The organism is Micromonospora halotolerans, assembly GCF_032108445.1.
Classification (GTDB): domain Bacteria; phylum Actinomycetota; class Actinomycetes; order Mycobacteriales; family Micromonosporaceae; genus Micromonospora; species Micromonospora halotolerans.
Window position 1 is genome coordinate 3,969,018 of the sequence record NZ_CP134876.1, and the last position, 21,848, is coordinate 3,990,865.

The following is a 21,848-nucleotide window of genomic DNA, read 5'->3' on the forward strand; positions in this document are numbered from 1 at the left end:
TGTGGAGTGGAGCTGTCTAGGAACCGCTCCGGCAACAGGAGGCCTTCGTGCTCCACCGTAATGCTGCTTTGACTCCACGCGCGCGTCTGCGGCTGGCGCGTTTGATCATCGAGGAACGCTGGCCGGTCGCGCGGGCCGCCGAACGCTATGACGTGTCCTGGCGCACGGCGAAACGATGGGCCCAGCGTTACGCCGAGCAGGGCGAGGCGGGGATGCAGGACCGCTCGTCACGCCCGCATCACAGCCCGGCCCGGACACCACGGCCGGTGGTCCGCAAGATTGTGCATCTGCGGTGGAGACAGCGGCTGGGTCCAGTGCAGATCGGCGGGCGGCTCGGTATCCCGGCCTCGACCGTGCATGCGGTGCTGACCCGCTGCCGGCTCAGCCGGCTCAGTCATCTCGACCGGATCACCGGCGAACCCGTCCGGCGTTACGAACACGACCGGCCCGGGGCGATGCTGCACGTCGACGTCACCAAGTACGGCAGCATTCCTGACGGCGGCGGCTGGCGCTACGTCGGCCGGGTCCAAGGCCGCCGCAACCGTGAGGCCACGGCCGGACGCACCGGAGCCCGCAGCAAAACCTACGAACCACAGATCGGTACTGCGTTCGTGCATACCGTCATCGACGACCACTCCCGCGTCGCCTACGCCGAGATCCGCGATGACGAGAAAGCCGCGACCGCGATCGACGTGCTGCGCAACGCCGTCGCCTGGTTCGCCGCCCGGGGCATCACCGTCGAACGCGTGCTGTCGGACAACGGCTCGGCCTACAAATCCTTCGCCTGGCGTGATGCCTGCACCGAACTCGGCATCCGGCCGAAGAAGACCCGCCCCTACCGGCCCCAGACCAACGGAAAAGTCGAGCGCTTCCACCGCACCCTGACCGACGGCTGGGCCATCGCCCGCTTCTACAACAGCGAACAAGCCCGCAGGAAAGCCCTACCGGCCTTCCTGCATCACTACAATCACCACCGGCCTCACTCAGCCATCGGCGGCCTACCACCCATCACCAGGTTGACCAACGTCCCTGGACAGCACAACTAGGCCGTGTTTCATAAGCCGGGTCGGAGCCATTCGTTGATCGTGGCGATGTGCACGGTGGCGTGGTAGCGGACGGCCAACTTGTCGTAGCGGGTGGCCAGCGCTCGGTTGCGTTTGAGCTGGTTGATGCCGCACTCGACGGCATGGCGTTGCCGGTAGGTGCCGGGGTCGAAGGTCGGTGGCCGGCCGCCTTTCGAGCCCTTCCTGCGTCGGCTCTCCGCCTGGTCGATCTTGATCGGGATGGTCGCCGCGATGCCTCGACGGACCAGGTGCTGCCGGTTGGCGCGGGAACTGTAGGCCTTGTCCGCCAGGACCCGATCCGGTCGTGTGCGGGGCCGGCCACCGCCGACCCTGGGGACCCGGATACCAGCCAGCACGGGAACGAACTGCGGGCTGTCGCCGCGGTGCCCGGCGGTGAGCACCGTCGACAACGGCTTACGACCCTGTTCACAGGCCAGGTGAAGCTTGGTGGTCAACCCACCTCGTGACCGCCCCAACGCATGATCATCGGGTTCGTCATCGACACCGCCGGGCGACTCGACCTGCAACTGGCCACGGTTGCAGGCGCCGGCAGCGTGCTGATGAGCGCGGGCGCTGGTGGAATCGACGCTCACGTCCCACGTGATCATCCCCGCCGCGTCGGCCCGAGCCTGCAACCCGGTGACCACATCCCGCCACACTCCGGCCCGCTGCCACCGCCGGAACAACCCGTAGACGGTCTGCCAGGGCCCGTAGAGCGCCGGCACGTCCCGCCACGGCGAGCCGACCCGGGTGCGCCACCGAATCCCGTCGATCAACTGCCGTCTGCTCCACTTCGGCGGACGTCCTGACCCACGCAGCCTGGGCAGCAACGGCTCCAGCACCGCCCACTGAGCGTCGGTCAGGTCGTGTCGCCTCGTCACCGCTAAGGTGGCCACGAGGTCTCCGGTATGAAAGTTCGTCTTGGTCGATGAACCCTCTACCGGAGACCTCACTGTCTATCGATCACCGACACGCCTGAGCCGGCCCGGTGCGGGCCAACGGCGGACGATCAGACGGTTTTCATTTTTGAAACAGGGCCTAGATCCGTCGGCCGCTACGAACTTGATGGCGTGAACGACTCATCCGCTCCGCCGGGCGGCGACCCGGACGGTCGGCGGGTGAGTCACCTGCGTCATCAAGTTCGTAGCGCCGAGACAAGGTCGGCCGCCGGTGCGGGGCGGTGGGCGGTCAGCAGGCGGCGAAGACCTGGTCGCTGACCAGCCGGGCCGCGCCGATCAGGGCGGCCCGGTCGTCGAGGTCGGAGAGGACGATCGGCATGCTGCCGGTGGCCAGCGGGGTGGAGCGCCGGTAGACCACGCCCCGGATCTCGGCGAGCAGGACCGGCCCGATACCGGGTGCCGCGCCCCCGATGATCACGATGGCGGGGTTGACGAAGCTGACCAGGCCGACCAGCACCTGCCCGAGCCGGCGGGCGGCGTCGCGGACCAGCGTCTGCGCGGCCGGGTCCCCGGCGGTCGCCGCCGCGGCCACGTCGGCCACCGTGAGCGCGCCGGCGGCGGCCAGCCGGTCGGCGAGCGCCGTCGAGCGCCCGGCCCGCGCGGCCGTCACCGCCTCCCGCACCAGGGCGGCATCCCCGCAGTACGCCTCGACGCAGCCGGTGCTGCCGCACCCGCAGAGCGGCCCGTCCTCGGTGAGCTGGAGGTGCCCGATGTCCCCGGCGCCGCTGGCCGCGCCCCGGTAGAGCGCCCCGCCGAGCACCAGCCCGCAGCCCACCGCGTCGCCCAGCTTGACGTAGAGGAAGTCGTCGAACGGCCGGCCGGTGCCGGCGTGCCGCTCGCCCAGGGCCATCACGTTGGCGTCGTTGTCGACCTGCACGGGGCAGCCCAGCTCGGCGGCGATCGTGTCGCGTACCGGGAACTGGTGCCAGCCGGGCAGTGCGGGTGGGGCGACCGGGGCGCCCTCGCGGACCGCGACCGGGGCGGGGAGCGCGACGCCGACGCCGGTGAGCCGGGCCAGCCCGGCCTCCGCCCGTAGCTTGCCGAGCAGCTCCACGGCCCGGCCGATCACGACCTCCGGGCCGAGCCGCACGTCGACCGGCTCGTCGTGCCGGGCGAGCGGGGTCAGCTCGCCGTCGGTGAGCGCCACCGCCAGCCGCCCGTCGCCGATCCGCACCGCGCCGAAGCGCACCTGCCCGCCGACCCGCAGCAGGGAGGAGCGCCGGCCGCCCCGGGACGCGGCCGGCCCGGCGGTCTCCACCAGGCCCTGCGCGGCCAGCCGGTCCGCCTCGGCGGTGAACCGGGCCCGGGGCAGGCCCAGGGCGTCGGCCAGTTCGACCCGCGAGCGCGGACCGTCGTCACGCAGCAGGCGCAGCAGCCGCGCCTGGTCGGCGGTCTCCGGTCCGACCATCGTCATCACGATCACCTGCCCCCGAATGTGCCATACCGGCATCACGACCGCGTGATGCGAGGGGGCCGCCCCGGTTTCCCGGGCGCGGCCCCCTGCGATCCTGGTGTCGAGTCCGTCAGCCCCGCAGACCCGACATGTGCTGGTAGCTGATCTCCGCGTAGCGCAGCGACCGGCCCGGGTCGGCGGCGCCGCCCGGTGCGTTGTCCTGCTCCCACATCGGGTTGTGGTAACCCTTCGCGCCCATGTTCGCGAAGAAGTTGCCGTAGTCGATGTCGCCCTGGCCGAGCGGCACCATCTCGTAGCCGGCCGCGCTGGCCGGGTCGTACGTGCCGTCCTTGGCGTGGAACAGCGGGAACCGGATGGTCTGGGCGGCGACCACGGCCAGCGGGTCGAAGATTCTGGTCTGGGTCACCCCGTCCGGGTCGGTGTAGCTGCGGAACCGGTGCTGGGCCACGTGCGCCCAGTAGATGTCCATCTCGAACCAGACCCACTCCGGGTTGGTCCGCGCGATGAAGTACTCCAGCTTGCGTACGCCGGAGGAGCGGGTCGGCCGCCCCAGCGCGTCCAGCGGTCCGCTGTCGAGCAGGAAGTTGTACGCGGCGTCGTGGTTGTGCGTGTACAGCTTCAGACCCCGGGCGGCGGCCATCTCGCCGAAGGTGTTCCAGCGGTCCACGGCGGCGTCCCAGTCGGCCTTGTAGTTGCTGCCGGTCGGGTCGTTGCCGGTGCCGATGTGCGTCATGCCGAGGATCTCGGCGGTGTCCAGCGTCTGCTCGAACGCGGCGATGGTGTCCGGGGTGACCGTGTTCGGGACGGAGGCGTGCGAGCCGTTGGCACGCAGCCCGTTGTCGTCCAGGACCTTGCGGATCTCCGCCGGGGTGATCTGCCGGCCGAGAATCGAGGTGTGCTGGGTGTACCCGGCGAACTCGACTTCCTTGTAGCCGATCTCGGCGAGCCGGGCGAGCACCCGCTCGAACCCGTACGGCACGCCGGTGGCGTCCGGGGCGGCGCTGATCCGGTCGCGGACGCTGTAGAGGATGATGCCCCGCTTGCCGGTCGGGACGAGCACCCCGTTGCCGGCGAAGGCGGCCGACGGGAGTCCGGCCGCGCCGACGGCGACGGCGCCCGCCGCCCCGGCGATGGTGCCGAGTACCCGGCGGCGGCTCATTCCGTGCGATGTCTCGGTCATGTCCTGACTGCCTTTCTCACGGTGCTGGTGGTGTGGGAGGGAGAGGGTGAGGGTGGGGCCGCCGGGGTGGCGACCCCACCCCGGGCGTCACGGGGTGACGCCGATGCCCTGGCCGGTGAACTCGACCCAGTTGAGGTTGCCGAAGCCGCTGGCCGGACCGCCGGGGACGGTGGTCAGGACCAGGTAGAGCTTGTGCGTCCCGCCCGGGTCGGTGACCGGCACGGTGGTGCTGGTGAAGGCGTTGTTGCCGGCGGTCGCGTTGACCGTGGCCGTGGCCAGCAGCGGGCCGGTGGGGGAGTCCAGCCGGAACTGGACGCCGAACCGGGGCTGCCCGGCGGTGGCGGCGCTGCCTCCGGAGGTGCGCAGCGTCACCGACTGCATGTTCCGCAGGTTCACGGTGTTGTTGACCGCGATCCAGTCGCCGGGGTCGAGGCTGCCGCGCTGCTGCCCGCCCCCGGTGTCGGTGGTGGTGCCGACCGTCGTACCGGACGCCTCGGTGGCGAACTCGACCTCCTGCCGCTTGGCCTGGATGATCTGCTGGTCCACCGTGGTCAGCGCCGGCTGGCCGTTGGCCCCTTGGTCGGTGTACGACGCGCTGACCACGCCGTAGATGTAGCCGCCGTGCGAGGCGTCGTCGGCGTCCGTGGGCAGCGCCCCGGAACAGCCGAACTGGTTGGCCTCGCCGTGCCCGTGGCTGTCGTGGCCGAGCACGAAGGTCACCTCCACCTTCGCGCAGTCGACCGGCCCGTCCTCCGGGTCGGTGACGGTGACCGTCCATGGGATGTCGTCGCCCCAGTTGAAGAAGCCGCCCTCCAGCGGGGTGGTGACCGTGACGGTCGGCGCCGTGTTGCCGACGGTGATGGTGGTGTTCGCCGACGCGCTCTTGCCGCTGGAGTCGGTCACCGTGAGCCGGGCGGTGTAGACGCCGTTGGTGGTGTAGGTGAACGACGGGTTCGGGTCGATCGAGTCGGTGGTGCCGTTGCCGTCGAAGTCCCAGGCGAACGAGATGGAGTCCGCCGGGTCCGGGTCCGCCGAGCCGTCGCTGGAGAAGGCGACGGTCAGTGGCGCCCGGCCGTTGGTGGGGGTCGCGTTCAGTGCGGCCGTCGGCGCCCGCAGGCCCTTGACGTAGCTGAACTTGAGCATGGCCGCGTCCGGGTTGACGTTGAAGAACCCGTCCCCGTACGTCAGCAGGTAGAAGTTGCCGTCCGCGCCCCAGCGCATGTCCATGGGGTTGTCGCAGAGGAACGGCTTTGCGGGCGTGGTGGGCGCCTGTCCGCAGTTCAGCACGTTGTTGATCTTCAGGATGTCGCCCTGGTCGTCCAGCCGGATCTCCTTGAGGGTGTCCCGGGTGAACTCGCCGAAGAAGATCGCGCCGTCGTAGTACTCGGGGAACTTCGTCTCCGACCTCAGCTCCGGGTCGAAGTCGTACTTCGCCGCTCCGTGCGGGCCGACGCCGCCCGTGCCCAGCTCCGGGAAGAGCACCGGGCAGGTCTGCGTCGGAGTCGACAGGTAGGACTCCGGGCAGGGCGTTGGGGCCTGGAACGAGTACCACAGCTCCGACTTCTCGACCCGCGGCAGGTCGGTCAGGCCCGTGTTGTGCCGCGAGGTGTTCTTCGGTGCCGCGCAGTCAAACGGGGCCACCGGCGAGATCGGGCTGGTGGTCCAGTTCATCTCGATGTACGGCAGGTTCGGCTGCACGCACATGGGCCAGCCGTAGTTCGCTGGCTTGTCGACCACCATCATCCGACCGGTGCCGGCGGGACCGCGGCCTACCTGGGCGACCGAGGAGTCCGGCGAGTAGTCGGTGATGTAGGCGATGTCGTTCTTGTCGAGGGTGATCCGGAACGGGTTCCGGAAGCCCATGGCGTAGATCTCCGGCCGGGTCCTGTCGGTGCCGGCCGGGAACAGGTTCCCCGTCGGGACCGTGTACGACCCGTCCGCGCCGACCGTGATCCGCAGGATCTTGCCGCGCAGGTCGTTGGTGTTGGCCGCGCTGCGCCGGGCGTCGACGAACGGCGCCTGGTAGACGCCGCTGGCACTCACCGAGTCGTTGTGCGGCGAGAAACCGCCCGACCCGCCGCCGCCTGCCGGGGTGTCGTCCCCGGTGACCAGCCAGAGGTTGTTCTTCGAGTCGAACGTGATGTCCCCCGCCACGTGGCAGCAGGCGCCCCGGTCCACCGGCACCTGGAGGATCCTCTGCTCGGTGCTCACGTCCAGCGACGGCGTCTCCCCGTCGACGAACTTGAACCGGGACAGCTGGAAGTAGCCCTTCCACTGCTCCCACGCGGCCGGGTCGGTGCTGGTGGTCGGCGCGCTCCCCGGCGGGGTGTCCAGCGGGGGCGCGTAGTAGAGGTAGACCCACCTGTTCGTGGCGAAGTCGTGGTCCACCGCCGGGCCGTACATCCCGTCCTCGCTGTTGGTGTAGACCGGGATCTGGGCCAGCACCGTGGTCTGGTTGGTCTCCGGATCGTGCAGCCGGACGCCGCCGCGCCGGTCGGTCTGGATGACTCGCCCGTCGGGGAGGACGTCGAAGCCGATCGGCTCGTTGACGTTGGGCTGCGCCCCGACCACCGTCATCTGGTAGTTGGCGAGCACCGTCGCGCCGCAGTCGCCGTCGGTGACGCCGGCTGCCCACTGGATCGCCCCGCCGAGGTGGGCCCGCAGGTCGGCGCTGTCGTAGCTCGCCGGGGTGGCGCCGAGCCCGGTGTAGAACGAGCGGCCGCCCTGGTAGTCCTTGCACCAGGTGACGGGGTGGTCGAAGCCCATGCTCCCGCCGGCGTAGGTCTTCTCATCCACCGTGGCCAGCACGTGCGAGACGCCCCGAACGTTGGCCGCGAAGTTGTACCACCGGTCGGTGGTGGACCAGCGCTGTGGCAGCGTCTCCGACGCCGGGTGGACCCGGTCGGCGACGGTGACGGTCGCTCGGCTCGCGGCCGTCGGCGCGCCGGTGGCCCGGGTACCGAGCACGTTGGTGAGGAACGACCAGTCCGGCTCGGCCTCGATGGCGGAGTGGACGCCGACGAAGCCGCCGCCGTCGCGGTAGTACGCCTCGAAGGCGGCCTGCTGGGCGTCGTTGAGCACGTCGCCGGCGGTGTTCAGGAACACCACGGCGCGGAACTGCTTCAGGTGAGCCTGATCGAACTTGCGGGGGTCGTTGGTGACCTCGACGGTGAAGCGGCGGTCCTGCCCGAGTTGCTGGACGGCCTGCACGCCGGCCGCGGTGGCGGCGTTGTTGCCGCCGGCCGACCGGGTGAAGACGAGCACCTTGTACTGGATGCCGTTGCTGACGGGTGCGGGGGCGGTGAGCACCGGCGCGGCCTGCGCCGGGGTCGGGGCCCGCTCCGCCGTCGCGACGAGCGTCGCAGCGACGAGAGTGAGCAGGCCGAGATATGTGGTGGCCCTGCGGCCGAACGGTCTTCTGCGCATCGAACCTCGCTCTGGTCGGGCGGGTCCGCCTCAGCGCCGGGACGAGGCTGAGGAGGTCGCTGGAAGTGACGAGAGCCTGGCCAGGTTCTACGCGAGACGATATTTGTGCCCGCGACCAAAGAGAAGAGGTTGAAGCCAAAAGTTTGCGATTAATCCCCGCGACTTTTGTTCAGGATGAGCAAAAGTCGGAGCGAGTCCCATTCGGACAGACGAGAGCGGGCCGGTCGCCCGATGGCGACCGGCCCGCTCCCGCTGGGTCAGAGGTTGGTGCTCGTGCCGGACGACCTGGTGGTCGACGAGCCGGTCGAACTGGTCGAACCCGTGCCGGTCGAGCCGGACTTGGCGCCGACGGCGGCCGGCGTGCCCGCGAACGGCTTGTCGGCGTCGGTCAGCCCCGGCTTGCTGCCGGCGCCGTTGCCGTTGCCGGTGCCCAGCTTCTCGCCGAGCTTGGTCTGCCCGAGCTTGTCCTTGCCCTCCGAGTAGAGCCGGGTCGCCTGGGCCTGCGCGACCCCCGCCGCCTCCTGGACGGTCGGGTGGTCGAGCACCTTGCGACCCCGGACCACCAGCTCCTCGTACTTCTCTCGGCCGGCACGGGCGCCCAGGACGAATCCCGCAGCCAGCCCGCCAAGAAACATGATCTTTCCGCGCATGGCGGCTCCTTCCGTACCTGACGCGCCGCCGATCCCGACCGGGGGGTCCCGGCGGGAGCGACCTTCTCGCGCCTGCATTCTCTGTCGGCGGCTAACTACCCATCCTGCTCTCCGCTCATGCCTCCCTGTGCCGAGATGGCGATTTGTCCGGTAATCTGAGCGGGCTCCGGGGCGGGCCACCGGGCGGCGGAAGTCGGGTAACCCCCTGGCGCACCACCCCCCGATGTCCTGTACTCTTGTCCCCGTCGCACGGCACGGAGAGATCCGCAGCCGGGCGATCTACGGTCCCCCGTAGCTCAATTGGCAGAGCAGCCGGCTGTTAACCGGCAGGTTTTTGGTTCGAGTCCAAACGGGGGAGCTCCACTCACGCAACGCCCGTCGGCCCAGCCGGCGGGCGTTTCCCGTTGTGCCGCCCCGCGCGCCGGGTCGGGTGGTTTCCGCCCGCCGGTGCTGCTTCGCCCGGCAGGATGGTCGATGTCGACTTAGACTCGCGCTGCGTCGATTGCTGCGTCGATTCGAGGGTGGATGGGATGGCCGGAGGGCGGAGCCGCTGGACCGCGACGCTGGTCGCGGTCGTCGTGGTGCTGGGCTGGCTGGTCGTCGGCGGCCTCGCCGGCCCCTACTCGGGGAAGCTCGGCGACGTCGCCACCAACGACAACGCCGCCTTCCTGCCCGCCGACGCCGAGGCCACCCGGGCGCAGGACCTCGCCGCCGGCTTCGTGGAACGGGAGACGACCCCGGCGCTCGTCGTCTACGAGCGCGCCTCCGGCATCACCCCCGCCGACCAGGAGCGGATCCGGGCCGAGGCGGCCCGCTTCGCCCACCTGCCCGGCGTCGTCGGCCCGCTGCCGCCGCCGATCGTCAGCCAGGACCGGCAGGCCGTGCAGGTGATCGTCCCGATCGACGCGGCCGAGGGCGAACAGATCGGCGCGGTGGTCGACCAGCTGCGGGACATCGCCGGCGCCGACCGGGACGGACTCACCGTCGACGTGGCCGGCCCGGCCGGACTGCTCGCCGACCTGATCGAGGTGTTCACCGCCATCGACGGGCCGCTGCTGCTGGTCACCCTGGTCGTGGTGCTGGTCATCCTGCTCATCGTCTACCGCAGCCCGGTGCTCTGGGTCTTCCCGCTGCTCGCCGCCGGGATGTCGTACTCGCTGGCCTCGCTCGTCGTCTACCTCCTGGCGAAGAACGACGTCGTGAAGCTCAACGGGCAGGCCCAGGGCATCCTCACGGTCCTCGTCTTCGGCGCCGGCACCGACTACGCGCTGCTGCTCATCGCCCGCTACCGGGAGGAACTGCACCGGCACGAGCGGCCGTGGGACGCCATGAGGGCCGCCTGGAAGGGCGCCGCCCCGGCCATCATCGCCTCCGGCGCCACGGTCATCGTCAGCCTCCTCTGCCTCCTCCTGTCCAGCCTCAACTCCAACCGGGCGCTCGGCCCGGTGAGCGCCGTCGGCATCGCCGCCACCCTGCTGGTGATGCTGACCTTCCTCCCCGCCCTGCTGATGCTCGGCGGGCGGTGGGCGTTCTGGCCCCGGCGACCCCGCCTCGACCACGCCGACCCGCGAACCGAACACGGCATCTGGGGGCGGATCGCGGGCTTCGTGGCGCGCCGCGCCCGTACCGTCTGGATCGTCACCGCGGTGGTCCTCGCCGCGCTCGCCCTCGGGGTGACCCAGCTCGGCGCCACCACCCTCGGCCAGTCCGACCTGTTCACCCAGCGCACCGACTCGGTGGCCGGTCAGGAGGTGATCGCCCGCCACTACCCGGCCGGCACCGGCAGCCCGGCCACCATCTTCACCAACCAGGCCGCAGCCGAGCAGGTCGCCCGGGTGGCGCAGGGCGTACCGGGGGTGTCCTCGGTCCAGCCCTTCAGCCGGCAGGGACCCACCGGGTCGCCCGAGGTGGTCGACGGGCGGGTGCAGTTGCAGGCCACCCTCGCCGACCCGCCGGACAGCAACGGCGCCGAACACGCCCTCCGCGAGCTGCGCGTGGCGGTGCACCGGGTGCCCGGTGCGGACGCCGTGATCGGCGGCTTCACGGCCATCAACGTGGACACCGCCGACGCGTCCACCCGGGACCGCAACGTCATCATCCCGGTGGTGCTGCTGGTCATCGCGGTCATCCTGGCGCTGCTGCTGCGGGCCCTGCTCGCCCCGGTGCTGCTGATCGCCACGGTCGTGCTGTCGTTCCTCGCGACGCTCGGCCTCTGCGCGCTGATCTTCCGGTACGTCCTCGACTTCCCCGGCGTGGACCAGTCGTTCCCGCTGTTCGCGTTCGTCTTCCTGGTCGCGCTCGGCATCGACTACAACATCTTCCTGATGAGCCGGGTCCGCGAGGAATCGGTCCGGCGCGGCACCCGGGCCGGCGTGCTCACCGGCCTGGCCGTCACCGGCGGCGTGATCACCTCCGCCGGCATCGTGCTCGCCGCCACCTTCTCCGCGCTCGCCGTGCTGCCGCTCGTGGTGCTCGTCGAGCTGGGCGTGGCGGTCGCCGCGGGGGTGCTGCTCGACACCATCGTGGTCCGCTCGCTGCTGGTGCCCGCGCTCGCGTACGACATCGGGCCGAAGGTCTGGTGGCCGGGCCGGCTGTCCCGGACGAACCGCAACGGCGACCGGGCCGGGACGGAGGCGGACCGTGCCCGCTGAGACGGACGTCGTCATCGTCGGCGGTGGCCTGGCCGGCCTCGCCGCCGCCCGCCGGCTGCACCGCGCCGGCGTGCCCTGGCGGCTGCTGGAGGCCGCTGACCGGCTCGGCGGCCGCGTCGCCACCGACGAGGTCGACGGCTACCTGCTGGACCGGGGCTTCCAGGTGCTCAACACGGCGTACCCGCGCCTCGGCGGCCTGGTCGACCTCGGCGCCCTCGACCTGGGCTGGTTCACCTCCGGCGTGCTGGTGCGCCGCGGCGACCGGCTGGAACGCCTGGTCAACCCGCTGCGCGACCCCGCTGGCGCACCCGGCACCGTGGCCGCGGGCGTCGGGTCGCTGGTCGACCGGCTGCGCTTCGCCGCGCTCGCCACCGGCTGCGCCACCCTGCCGATGGGCCGGCTGCTCAACGCGCCCGAGACCACCAGCGAGGCCGCGCTGCGCCGGGCCGGGCTCTCCGCCGCGTTCATCGAGGAACTGCTCCGGCCCTTCCTCTCCGGCGTGCTGCTCGACCGCGAGCTCGCCACCTCCAGCCACGTGCTGGCCGTCCTCCTGCGCGCGTTCGCCCGGGGCCGGATCGGGCTGCCCGCCCGCGGCATGGCCGCGCTGCCCCGGGCTGTCGCCGGCCCGCTGCCCGCCGAGCTGATCGACCTGCACACCCCGGTCGCCGAGGTCGCACCCGGCCGGGTCCGCACCCCCGCCGGCGACATCGCCTGCCGCGCCGTCCTGATCGCCGCGGACCCACCGGCGGCGGCCACCCTGCTGCCCCGGCTCCAACGGGTACGCATGCACAGCTACACGACCTACTACCACAGCACCGACACCCCACCGCTGGCCGAGCCGATCCTGCTGCTCGACGGGGAGCGGCGCGAACTGGTCGCCAACACGGTGGTGGTCAGCAACGCGGCACCCACCTACGCGCCGGCCGGGAAGCACCTGGTGGCCACCTCGGTGGTCGGCCCGCAGGCCCCGCCCGAGCCGCTGATCCGCGGCGAGCTGGACCGGCTCTACGGTCGCTCCACCGCCGACTGGACCCACCTGGCGACCGTGTCGGTGCCGCACGCCCTGCCCGCCGCGCCGCCACCGCAGGGCCGGCTGCGCAAGCCGGTCGCGCTCGGCGACGGGCTCTTCGTCGCCGGCGACCACCGGGACACCCCGTCCATCCAGGGGGCCCTGGCGAGCGGCTGGCGGGCCGCCGGGGCGGTGCTCGCCGAGCTGCGCGGCACGCACGGAGCAGGACCACCCGCACCCTGACGGCTCTCCGGCGGTGCGGGCGCTCCGGCCTCCGCCGGTGCCACCGAAAGGGACGCTGCGCGCTGTTATCCTCGCGTTGCCCATCGTGCCGGCCAGATCATCAACCGGCCCGACGGGTGATGGCCGGTGATCCGTTGAGCGGGTTACGATCCGGCGCGGTAGCGGGGCGGTAGCTCAGCGGGTTAGAGCAGGGGACTCATAATCCCTCGGTCGCGGGTTCGAGTCCCGCCCGCCCCACCATCCGTTTTCCCTGGTCAACGATGCTGCCGACGACCCGGGGCGAACCGCGTCCAGGTCCGGACCGAAGCCCTCGGTCCGCACTGAGTCCCGGAGGAACCTCTCGAAGAGGTTGCTCGACCTCCGATGAGTTTCCGCACGGTCCCGGGTCTTCAGGTACATCCACTCCGCGCGCGAACCTGGAGGCACCTTGAAGCTCCGGCTGACGTCAGGCGGCGTCACGAACCCGAGCATCCACGCGGCGCTCGTGCAGCTCCTCGGCAAGCCGGTCGCCGAGTGCCACGCCCTCTGCATCCCGACAGCACAGTGGGGTCACCCGATGTGCGGTCCGAAATCGGTGCGGGGCTTCGTAGCCGCCGAACCCGAGTGGCACCTGTCCGGCCTGGGTTGGGCGTCGCTCGGTGTCCTCGAGCTCACCGCACTGCCCACCATCGGCGCGGAGCGATGGATCCCCTGGGTCAGGGAGGCCGACGTTCTCCTGGTCGACGGCGGCGACGCGACGTATCTGTGCCACTGGATGCGGGAGTCAGGGTTGGCCGATCTGCTGCCATCGCTGCCCGACATGGTCTGGGTGGGAGTGAGTGCCGGAAGCATGGTGATGACGCCCCGGATCGGAACGTACTTCGTCGAGTGGCCGTCCGCGCCGGACGACCGCACCCTGGGAGTCGTCGACTTCTCGATCTTCCCGCACCTGGACGCTTTCCCAACGAACACCCTGGCCGACGCAGAGCGGTGGGCCGCGGAGATCGGCGTCCCGGCCTACGCCATCGACGAACAGACGGCCATCAAGGTCGTCGACGGCTCGGTCGAGGTGGTCTCCGAAGGGCAATGGAAGAAGTTCGGGTCATAGCCGCCCGGCATCCGTGACGTCGCGTCGCTGGACGTGCCCCATCGACTCGCAGCATTTCCGAGAGCGCCCGCCCATGTCGCAGGTCGCGTGCGCTCTCGGACCTGCCGCGATCCGCGCCTGTCGCAGTTGGCAGACGGTCGCAGCATCAGCGGACGGACAACCGCTGAGCGAACGCTAGACGTACCCACAAGGCTGGGCCAGAGACGCCTGGCTCCACTCGGGGCGGGGGTTCACGGACGGCGGGGAATGGTGAGAGATGTCGGCTGAAACCCGGGCGGTCAGGACTCGCGGCCGGGCGCGACGTAGCGCAACGCAAGGAATGATCCGTACTGGTTGGTCTCTGCCAAGGTCCACGGCGTGTATGCCGCTGCGTGCAGCAGTCGGGTGCCGGAGCCGACCAGGACCGGTGCGACGCCGATGTGCAGCTCGTCGACGAGGTCGGCCTGCACGAACTGGGTCGCAAGCTCCGCACCGCCGAGGATCCAGACGTTCTTTCCCCTGGCCGCCTCGACCAGCTGCTGGTGTACCTCGGTCACCTCACTGTCGGTGAAGCGTAGGTCAGCGCCGTCCGCTGCACCATCGTCAAGCCGCAGTTGCCGAATTGACCCCTCAAGTCCCCGCGCATGAGCCCGACCTTGGTCGGGTCCGGTGTCCTACCGCCCGGCACCTGCCATCCCGGCCACCGGCGTCTCCGATCGGAAGGTGTGCCCGAGTTCAGGGCCGAGGCCGAAGTAGTGCCGGAAGTTGTAGATCAGTGGGCGCCAAGCGGTGGGGGCGACGTGGTCCGTACCGGGCACGACGATGGCGGGATCTGCGTGCACGCGGAGCACGTGCGCTTCGACGATCAGGAAGTCGCCGTGCAGGTCGGGGTTGATCCGTGCGGCCCGCGCCTCCAGTTGGAGCGGGCACTCCGCGACCCGCTGCGGTCGCACCAGCGCTGCGGGCTCGGGACGCAAACCAGCGGCGGCGAACTTCGCCGGCTCATACCGGAAGGCACCCCGCTTGTGGTCTGGAACCGGGTCGCGGCCGGTGAGCGGGGCAAGCCGCTCCACCGCTTCCCACTGCTCTGCGCCAGGTAGGTTGATCACGAGGTCTGGCCGCTCGCGCAGGTTGCGGGCGGTCTGTCCTTCCGCCCCGAGGCCAAGCACCACGACCTGGCCGAGCGCCCAGGCCGACGACATGGGCGCGAGGTTGCTCGTCCCATCCTCGTTCTCGGTGCTCAACAGCACCACAGGCGTCCCGAAGTAGAGGATCTTGGGATGGATGGTCAGGTGATCGTTCGTCTGGATCATTTCGGGAGGGTATGGGCGAGACGATTCGGTGCGCGGCGAACGGTTCCCGAGGCGGCCCGCATGCGTCGACGAACTGCCAGCCCTAGGTTGCGTGGGTGGACCTTTCACATCTCGGCGCGCCGATCGGTCCGATGCTCCGCGTCCACGGCGGGTTCGCCAACCGGCTGTACCGACTCGACACCGACCAGGGGTCATTCGCGGTGAAGGAGTTGAACCTCCTCGATCGCCGCTGGACCTACCGGGCCGAGGATGTGTTCAGGTTCGAGCGGGCGGCCTTCGCCGCCGGCATCCCGATGCCAGAGCCGATCTCGGCCAGCCACCACACCCTCGTCCACCGGTGGGTCGAGGGCGAGAAGGTGCCCGAGGCGCCGGTGTCGGCGGCGTACGCGTTCGAGATCGGTGAGATTCTCGCGCGCGTCCACGCGCTCGACGTCGCGTGGACCCACGTCTCGATCGAGGACCAGACGCCACGGGACTGGCCCGAGCTCGCCGAGCGGGCGGCGGCGACCGGGCAGCCGTGGGCCGGCGAACTCGCCTCCCAGGTCGGGACGTTCCTCGCGATCGCCCACTTCGTCGACACCTGCGAGCGACCGGGCCCCGTCGTGCTGACCCACAGGGACATCCATCCGTGGAACCTGCTCGCTCGCGAGGGGCGGCCGGTGGTGCTCGACTGGGAGCTCTCGGGGGTGCTCGACCTGTCCGGTGAGCTCGGCTCGACGGCGCTGAGCCTCGCGAAGGGACCCGGCTTCGACGACATCAAGCCCGCCATCTTCCGCTCGGTCCTCGACGGCTACGTCGCAGGAGGCGGAGCGCTGCCGCCGCCGGGTCCGAGCTGGTTCGTGTTCATGATCGGCGGCTGGTTGGGGTTCACGAGGTGGAACATCCTCCGCTGCCTCGCCGGTATCGAGGCGAGCACGGGCCCTGACCTCGCGCTGTCGCACGTGTCCGTGCGCAACGGAGTGCGCGGCCTCCCCGAACTGTTCGGCCGACTTCCCGAACTCGAGGCGTGTCTGGTCCCACCCCATGCGTGACGTTCGGTCTGGGTCGCTTGGTCAGTCCAGGTAGTAGCCGGCATTCCAGCGGGCCTCCTCGGCTACGGAGAAGGTGTCGAAGTCGCCGGCGGCCTCGCACTCCAGCAGGTAGCGGAGCGCTTCTGCCGCCTCCACGGAGCCGTCGGCCTCCAGGTATGCCTTGGTCGGGTCCAGTCCTGCTCCGCGGAATCAGTTGGCGGGTTTGCCGAACCAGCGGGTGAGGTGGTCGTCCAGGTCCTGCTGGTCGTCGCCGATCCAGGCGACGTGGCCGTCGGGGCGTAGCAGGACGCACGGAACGTCCAGGGCCGCGGTGGGATCCGCGAGGTGGTCGACCCGGTCCGCCCAGCCGCCGACGGTCAGGCGTTCGGTGCGGTCCAGCAGCAGGCCGCGGCCGCGATGCAGCAGACCGTAGAGGTGGCCCTGTTTCACGTCGACGTCGGGCACGCGGCGGCCGACCAGGTCGTGGCCCTCGCCGAAGTCGTAGCGGATGCCGGTCGCGGTGATCTTCTCCAGCAGATAGCGGTTCACCTCGTCGAAGTCCATCAGCTCGGTGAGCAGCCTGCGCACGGCCTGCGGCCCCGGTCCGGCGGACAGCAGTTCCATCTGGGCGCGGGTGTTGTCCAGCACGTCCGCGGCGACCGGATGGCGTTCGGCCTGGTAGGTGTCCAGCAGCGTGTCCGGCGCCCAACCCCGGATCTGCGCGGCCAGCTTCCAGCCGAGGTTGAACGCGTCCTGAACGCCCAGGTTGAGGCCCTGCCCGCCGATGGGCGGATGGATGTGCGCCGCGTCGCCGGCCAGCAGCACCCGCCCCACCCGGTACCGTTCGGCCAGCCGGGTGGCATCCCCGAAGCGGGACAGCCAGCGCGGGGAGTGCACGCCGAAGTCGGTTCCGGCGATGGCGCGCAACTGTTGTTGGAAATCCTGGAGCGTGGGCGGTTCCGCGCGACCGCTGACTCCCGCGGTGGGGACCACGACGCGGTAGACCCCGACGCCGGCGGGCCCGAAGCTGAATCGCTTGTCGGTCGCACGGATCTCGGTCACCCTGGCGGCGACCTCCTCCGGCGGCACACCCACTTCCATCTCGCCCATCAGCGTCTCGGTCCGCGAGGGCTCGCCGGGGAAGCCGACGCCGAGCAGCTTGCGCACCGTACTGCGCGCGCCGTCACAACCGACGAGATAGCGCGTACGCAGTTGTTCCCCGCCGGCCAACTCGACGGTCACACCGTCGTCGTCCTGCGCGAAACCGGCCACCGCACCACCGTGCCGGACCTGCGCACCCAGTTCGATCGCATGGTCTTCGAGCAGCTGGACGATGACCGGCTGCGGGATGCCCAGCAGATAGGCGTACGCGGAATCCAGGCCCGCGGGCGCGGGCTTGTCGATGGCGGCGAAGAAGCCGGCGGCCGGACGCCGCCGTCCGCGTTGGAGAATGCGCTCCAGCAGCCCGCGCATCGCCATCAGCTCGATACTGCGAATGTGCAGACCGACGATGCGGACGTACGACGCGGGCTCGGTTTCCTTCTCGAGGACGAGAACCCGCACATCGTGCAGCCGCAGTTCGGCGGCCAGCATCGCACCGGTCGGCCCGCACCCGGCAATGATCACGTCGAACATGGGGGACGCGCCGTCGGTGCCGGAGGCTGGCGCGGGGAGTCCGGGGGCGTCGCCCACGACGGAATCGTGCTGGACCGTGTCGGTCGACGACGGCGCGGCGGTGACGTGCGGAGTGCGCATAGGTGATGCCTTTCGGGAGTGCCTTCATGGCGGGGCGCTCCCGGCGACACCTACGTCAATCGCCCTGCCGCGACGGGAAGGGGGAGCACCCACATCGATACAGCGGTCATGGGTCTCACCTCCTCGGGCGGTGTCACGGGCAGCTGCAAGCTACAAGCCCGGGCATCGTCCCGTCCAGTCATTTACCGGCCAGGCGCTCACGACTCCGAGCGGCGTGCCGTGAGGGGCGCGAGGACGAGGACGGCAACGCCCAGTGCGGCGGCGCCGATCGCCCACCACCAGAAGAATCCGGAGAAGACCGAGGCGACCAGGAGCCCCACGCCGAGGCCGGCGAGCAGGCCGAGTCCGAACAAGGCCCGTGGGGGCAGGGCGAGGTGTGGCAGGCGCCGCACCACGAGCACTTCCAGCCAGGTGCCGCCCACCGCGAGCAGTGCCGCGCCGGCCGCGTCCACGGCGGACAGCCCGTGACCTTCGCTGACGGGTACGAGGACCGGACCCTCGTCACCGGCGGGGATGAGCAGGATGAGCACGCCGGCGACGATGAGCAGTGCGGTGACGGTCACCTGGGTACGCGGCGCGGCCCGGATATCGTGAGACATCGCTTCAGTCTTGGTGATCAGGCGGCTTCCCGGCAGGAGCCGAACCGCCGAACCTCGACGGGCCGACGGTCATCGCCGCATTCGTGACCCGGCCTTCCTCACCCGACCCGGCGCGACCGGTCGGCAGGGACCAGCGGATCGGCGGACGGCCGCGAACTACGCGTTGACGATCTGCTCTCGGAGAATGTCCGCGTGCCCGCAGTGCTGGGCCAGCTCGCGCAGCACGTGGAGATAGACCCACCGCAGCGGCAGCGGGCCCCGCGGATGCCCGTGAAGGATGTCGTCCAGACCCAGGGATCGGATCGCACGCCGTGACGCTTCGCAGGCCTCGCGGTGCGCGTGCTGGACGGTGGCGATCGTGTCGCCGTCATCGAGGATGAACGACTCTTCCGACCTCGCCGGGATGCCGATCTCCGCGCGCGACCGGCCCGTCACGGCCTGGTCGAACCAGACCTTCTCCACGAAGGTCGCGTGCTTCACCAGACCCAGCAGCGTGGTCCGGGAGGCCACCAACGACCGGCGCGCCTGTTCCTCGGTCAGCCCGTCCAGGCAACCGTTGAGGGCGCCGCGGTGCTCGTCGAGGAACGCCTCGAACTGGGCAGGTGCGGGCTGTGCGATGACCTGGTCGGCGAAGGTGGGCGGGAAGGACGGCATGGGCGCAGCATTCCAGACCGTCGTCATCCAGGGGCAACTCGTGGGCACGAGCGGTCGGCTGACGTGTCGGTCTCGCAGGTACCGACCAGCATGGGAGCCCGGTGGCTCCAGAGCCACCGGAGATACTGCTGCACCTCCTCGGGCGTGGCGACCCACCCTTCCTCCATGTAGGTGAGGATGCGTTTGATCTCGCCGGGTACGAGGTCGTAGGCGGTCGCTCCGGTCTCCGGGACGGGTGTGTCGGGCGAGACGGCCACGGGCATCGGGATCATGGGGACTCGGACTCCCGCCTTCGTGAGGGCCTTGAGGACCGTCAGGTAGACGCGGGCCAGGTGGTAGGGGGAGACGACGAGGGCGAGGCTGGTGATGCCCCGGGCCCGGACCTGACTGACGATCCACGCGGCCTGCACGGCGGTGTTGGCGGCCGGCTCGGCCTGGAGGTGGACCCCGTCGGTACGACGAAGGCCGAGGCTCCGCAGGTGGTCGAGCGTGATGTCGACGTGGGTCCGTTCGTCCGGGTTGCCGTTCGCCACCAGAAGATGGGACAGCGCCGGGTTGGCCTCCCAGCTGCGGATCGCGTGCGTGAGGCGCCACTCCTCGCCCTGACCGACGGCTACCACGAGCGCGTCGACCTGGCGGGCGGCCGACTGGGGCAGGGTCAGGATCATCGTCAGGACTTTCATGACCGCCAGGAGTTGGCCGGCGGTGAAGCCGGCCAGGTCCTCGTCCGCGACAACCCGGGGAACAGCCGTGCCGGGGCTCACCGGACCGCCCCCGGCCGCGTCGCCCGTGCGGGCCGTTGCGCAGGACCAGGGCGCCAGGTCGTCGGATCGAGGTAGGGAGACCATCTCGCGATCGTTCCAGCCCTCGCGGCCGCGGGGGAGCCCGACACCGTCATCGAACTCGTCGGTGTCCCGCCTAGAGTCGGAGGATGCTGATCCGGATCGAGGGCAGCGACCTGCCGGGGCGGCGCGTCGGGGCCGAGGCGGACCTGCTCCGGCTCCGGAACGTGCACGTGGGGATGCAGCGCGGGGCCGCGGTGGTCGACCGAATCCGGGTCGACGCGCAGGAGGCGGCCTGGCGGTGCGAGGTCACCAGCCGTGAGGTGGACGACCTGCTCGACGTGGGCGGGCCGTGGGTGCACTGCCGGCCGGGGGCGCGCTTCCTCTACCTGAGCTGGGGTGCGGTGACGGACGACCGCTTCGAGATGTTCCGCCGGGCGAAGATCCTGTTCGGTGACATCCCGCCCGAGCTGCTCCGGGCCGGCCACGACGGTGCCGGTGTGCTGGTGGGCCGGCTCGGGCTGACGGACGCCCAGGGCGGGCCGATCTGCGCCCGGGTCCGGCCGCCCCACGTGCGCTGGGCCCTCGAATGACCGGTTGCGAAAGGGGCCTCTCCGACAGGGCGCGGCACGGCTGAGGTGCCCGCGCCCCCCGACCGAGTACGCATGCTCATCCGCGCGACCGTGGCGACCCGGCAGGATCGGGCCGTGACGAAGACGACGCGTACCCTGCTCGGCGGCCTGCTCCTGGCGGCCGCGACCGTCGGCGCCTGGTGGGCCTGGCTGGGCTGGGAGTCGGGCTACACGGTCGACCCGGAGACCGGCGCGACCAGCGGCCCGTACGCCGTCTGGCAGGTGGCCGCCGCCGTGCTCACCCTGCTCGTGATCGCCGCCGTGGGCGGCTGGTTCTGGAGCCCGTGGCTGGTGGCGCCGGTGATGACGGTGGCCTTCACCGCGGCCTGGGCGGCGCGGGCCGCGTCAACGGACGACACCGGGCTCTGGGCCGTGGGGGCGGCGCTGGTCGCCATCGGCACCGCCGCCGGCGCGACGGTGGTCAGTGGCGGCGCGGGGTGGCTGCGGCGGCAGGTGAGATGACAGCGGGGCCCGCCGGGCATCCCGGCGGGCCCTCGGTCAGGTCAGGCGAGCGCCTTCACGTAGTCGGGGTTGGCCTTGAGCCACTCCTCGACGGCCTTCTCCTCGTCGCCCTTGTGGGTGTTGAACATCAGGTCCTCCAGGGACGCGAGTTGCTGGCCGTCCATCTTGAACTTCTTCAGCATCTCGGTGGCCTCCGGGAAGTCCTTGCCGAAGCCCTTGCGGGCGAAGGTGTTGATCTGCTCGGCCTGGCCGAGGGTGCCCTTCGGGTCGGCGAGGTCCTTCAGTTCGTACTTGGCGTAGGCCCAGTGCGGGTGCCAGAGGGTGACGACGATCGGCTTCTTGTCGGCGATCGCGCCGTCGAGCGCGGCGAGCATGGCCGGGGTGGACGAGGTCTTCAGCTTGATGGCGTCGTCCAGGCCGTAGCTGGGGAGCACCTTTTCCTGGGTGGCCTTGGTGAGACCGGCGCCCGGCTCGATGCCGATCATCTGGCCACCGAAGGTGTCGGCCTTCGCGGCGAGGTCGTCGAGCGAGTCGACGCCCTCGACGTACTTCGGCACCGCGATGCTCAGGCTGGCGTCGTCGTGCCAGACCCCGAGCTTCTCCAGCTTGTCACCGTACTTCTCCAGGTAGGAGGCGTGGGTCTGGGGCAGCCAGCCGTCCAGGAACAGGTCGATGTCGCCGCTGGCGAGACCGCCGTAGACGAGACCGGCCTCCAGGTTCTTGAGCTGGACCTGGTAGCCCTTCTCCTCCAGGATGTGTTGCCACAGGTGGGACGCGGCGATCGCCTCGTCCCAGGCCATGTAGCCGATGGTGATCTTCTTGCCGTTGCCGTTGCCGTTGCCGGAGCCGTCCGACTCGCCGGTGCAGGCCGCACCGGCCAGCGCCAGGGTGGCGGTCACGGCGAGCGCGAGGACGCGCTTCATGGTCGTGAACACAGGGTTGTCCTTCCGGTTGTGGAACAGGCCGGCGGACCCGCCTA

Annotated in this window: 19 protein-coding genes and 2 tRNA genes; 9 read left to right on the forward strand and 12 right to left on the reverse strand. The window is 70.8% G+C overall.

Annotated features, from left to right (window positions below; all coding sequences use genetic code 11):
- Positions 1-47 precede the first annotated feature (47 nt).
- Positions 48-1,046, forward strand: coding sequence for an IS481 family transposase (locus tag RMN56_RS18910; RefSeq protein WP_313718782.1), 999 nt, complete (start codon positions 48-50; stop codon positions 1,044-1,046).
- A gap of 8 nt (positions 1,047-1,054) precedes the next feature.
- Here the strand turns inward: RMN56_RS18910 and RMN56_RS18915 are convergent, their stop codons facing one another.
- From RMN56_RS18915 to RMN56_RS18935, 5 genes are all read right to left on the reverse strand, one after another.
- On the reverse strand, positions 1,055-1,945 hold the full coding sequence (locus RMN56_RS18915) for an IS5 family transposase (protein WP_376787327.1): 891 nt from the start codon (positions 1,943-1,945) through the stop codon (positions 1,055-1,057).
- A 307-nt stretch (positions 1,946-2,252) separates the two neighbouring features.
- Positions 2,253-3,437, reverse strand: a complete 1,185-nt coding sequence (locus tag RMN56_RS18920) for an ROK family transcriptional regulator (protein ID WP_313718784.1) — start codon at positions 3,435-3,437, stop codon at positions 2,253-2,255.
- A gap of 109 nt (positions 3,438-3,546) precedes the next feature.
- A complete protein-coding gene (locus RMN56_RS18925; protein WP_313718785.1) occupies positions 3,547-4,617 on the reverse strand; it encodes a sugar phosphate isomerase/epimerase family protein in 1,071 nt (356 codons plus the stop codon).
- Between the two features lie 87 nt (positions 4,618-4,704).
- Positions 4,705-8,043 (reverse strand): ThuA domain-containing protein, encoded by a 3,339-nt coding sequence (locus tag RMN56_RS18930; RefSeq protein WP_313718786.1) that lies wholly within the window; start codon positions 8,041-8,043, stop codon positions 4,705-4,707.
- Between the two features lie 257 nt (positions 8,044-8,300).
- Positions 8,301-8,693: a hypothetical protein gene (locus RMN56_RS18935; protein ID WP_313718787.1), complete on the reverse strand. Its 393-nt coding sequence runs from the start codon at positions 8,691-8,693 to the stop codon at positions 8,301-8,303.
- Positions 8,694-8,978: 285 nt separating this feature from the next.
- On the opposite strand from RMN56_RS18935, the gene RMN56_RS18940 reads away from it, so the two are divergent.
- From RMN56_RS18940 to RMN56_RS18960, 5 genes are all read left to right on the forward strand, one after another.
- Positions 8,979-9,051, forward strand: a tRNA-Asn gene (locus tag RMN56_RS18940).
- A 172-nt stretch (positions 9,052-9,223) separates the two neighbouring features.
- A complete protein-coding gene (locus RMN56_RS18945; protein WP_313718788.1) occupies positions 9,224-11,344 on the forward strand; it encodes an MMPL family transporter in 2,121 nt (706 codons plus the stop codon).
- A complete protein-coding gene (locus RMN56_RS18950; protein ID WP_313718789.1) occupies positions 11,334-12,596 on the forward strand; it encodes an NAD(P)/FAD-dependent oxidoreductase in 1,263 nt (420 codons plus the stop codon). The genes RMN56_RS18945 and RMN56_RS18950 overlap by 11 nt, the downstream gene beginning before the upstream one ends.
- A 163-nt stretch (positions 12,597-12,759) precedes the next feature.
- A tRNA-Ile gene (locus RMN56_RS18955) sits at positions 12,760-12,836 on the forward strand.
- 187 nt (positions 12,837-13,023) lie between these two features.
- Entirely contained in the window at positions 13,024-13,683 is a 660-nt protein-coding gene (locus RMN56_RS18960) for a Type 1 glutamine amidotransferase-like domain-containing protein (protein ID WP_313718790.1), read from the forward strand.
- Between the two features lie 278 nt (positions 13,684-13,961).
- Here RMN56_RS18960 and RMN56_RS18965 read toward each other — a convergent pair whose 3' ends face one another.
- Both RMN56_RS18965 and RMN56_RS18970 read right to left on the reverse strand, forming a co-directional pair.
- Positions 13,962-14,219: a dihydrofolate reductase family protein gene (locus RMN56_RS18965; RefSeq protein WP_313718791.1), complete on the reverse strand. Its 258-nt coding sequence runs from the start codon at positions 14,217-14,219 to the stop codon at positions 13,962-13,964.
- Between the two features lie 117 nt (positions 14,220-14,336).
- Positions 14,337-14,975 (reverse strand): flavin reductase family protein, encoded by a 639-nt coding sequence (locus RMN56_RS18970; protein WP_313718792.1) that lies wholly within the window; start codon positions 14,973-14,975, stop codon positions 14,337-14,339.
- Positions 14,976-15,106: 131 nt separating this feature from the next.
- Here RMN56_RS18970 and RMN56_RS18975 point away from each other — a divergent pair, with 131 nt between their 5' ends.
- A complete protein-coding gene (locus tag RMN56_RS18975; protein WP_313718793.1) occupies positions 15,107-16,006 on the forward strand; it encodes a phosphotransferase family protein in 900 nt (299 codons plus the stop codon).
- Positions 16,007-16,195: 189 nt separating this feature from the next.
- Here the strand turns inward: RMN56_RS18975 and rox are convergent, their stop codons facing one another.
- The 4 genes from rox to RMN56_RS18995 all read right to left on the reverse strand — a co-directional run bounded on the left by rox (position 16,196) and on the right by RMN56_RS18995 (position 19,676).
- Positions 16,196-17,620 carry a rifampin monooxygenase gene (rox, locus tag RMN56_RS18980; RefSeq protein WP_313724790.1) on the reverse strand — a complete coding sequence of 475 codons (1,425 nt, stop codon included), beginning with the start codon at positions 17,618-17,620 and terminating at the stop codon, positions 16,196-16,198.
- A gap of 317 nt (positions 17,621-17,937) precedes the next feature.
- Positions 17,938-18,339 (reverse strand): hypothetical protein, encoded by a 402-nt coding sequence (locus tag RMN56_RS18985; RefSeq protein ID WP_313718795.1) that lies wholly within the window; start codon positions 18,337-18,339, stop codon positions 17,938-17,940.
- A 156-nt stretch (positions 18,340-18,495) separates the two neighbouring features.
- On the reverse strand, positions 18,496-19,020 hold the full coding sequence (locus RMN56_RS18990; protein ID WP_313718797.1) for a DinB family protein: 525 nt from the start codon (positions 19,018-19,020) through the stop codon (positions 18,496-18,498).
- Entirely contained in the window at positions 19,017-19,676 is a 660-nt protein-coding gene (locus RMN56_RS18995; RefSeq protein ID WP_376787328.1) for a YdcF family protein, read from the reverse strand. The genes RMN56_RS18990 and RMN56_RS18995 overlap by 4 nt, the downstream gene beginning before the upstream one ends.
- A gap of 248 nt (positions 19,677-19,924) precedes the next feature.
- Between RMN56_RS18995 and RMN56_RS19000 the strand changes: the two genes are divergently transcribed.
- Complete coding sequence (locus RMN56_RS19000) at positions 19,925-20,368, forward strand: DUF5990 family protein (protein ID WP_313718799.1); 444 nt, start codon at positions 19,925-19,927, stop codon at positions 20,366-20,368.
- A 114-nt stretch (positions 20,369-20,482) separates the two neighbouring features.
- On the forward strand, positions 20,483-20,869 hold the full coding sequence (locus RMN56_RS19005) for a hypothetical protein (RefSeq protein ID WP_313718800.1): 387 nt from the start codon (positions 20,483-20,485) through the stop codon (positions 20,867-20,869).
- Between the two features lie 41 nt (positions 20,870-20,910).
- Here the strand turns inward: RMN56_RS19005 and RMN56_RS19010 are convergent, their stop codons facing one another.
- Positions 20,911-21,792 (reverse strand): glycine betaine ABC transporter substrate-binding protein, encoded by an 882-nt coding sequence (locus RMN56_RS19010; RefSeq protein WP_376787329.1) that lies wholly within the window; start codon positions 21,790-21,792, stop codon positions 20,911-20,913.
- Positions 21,793-21,848 lie beyond the last annotated feature (56 nt).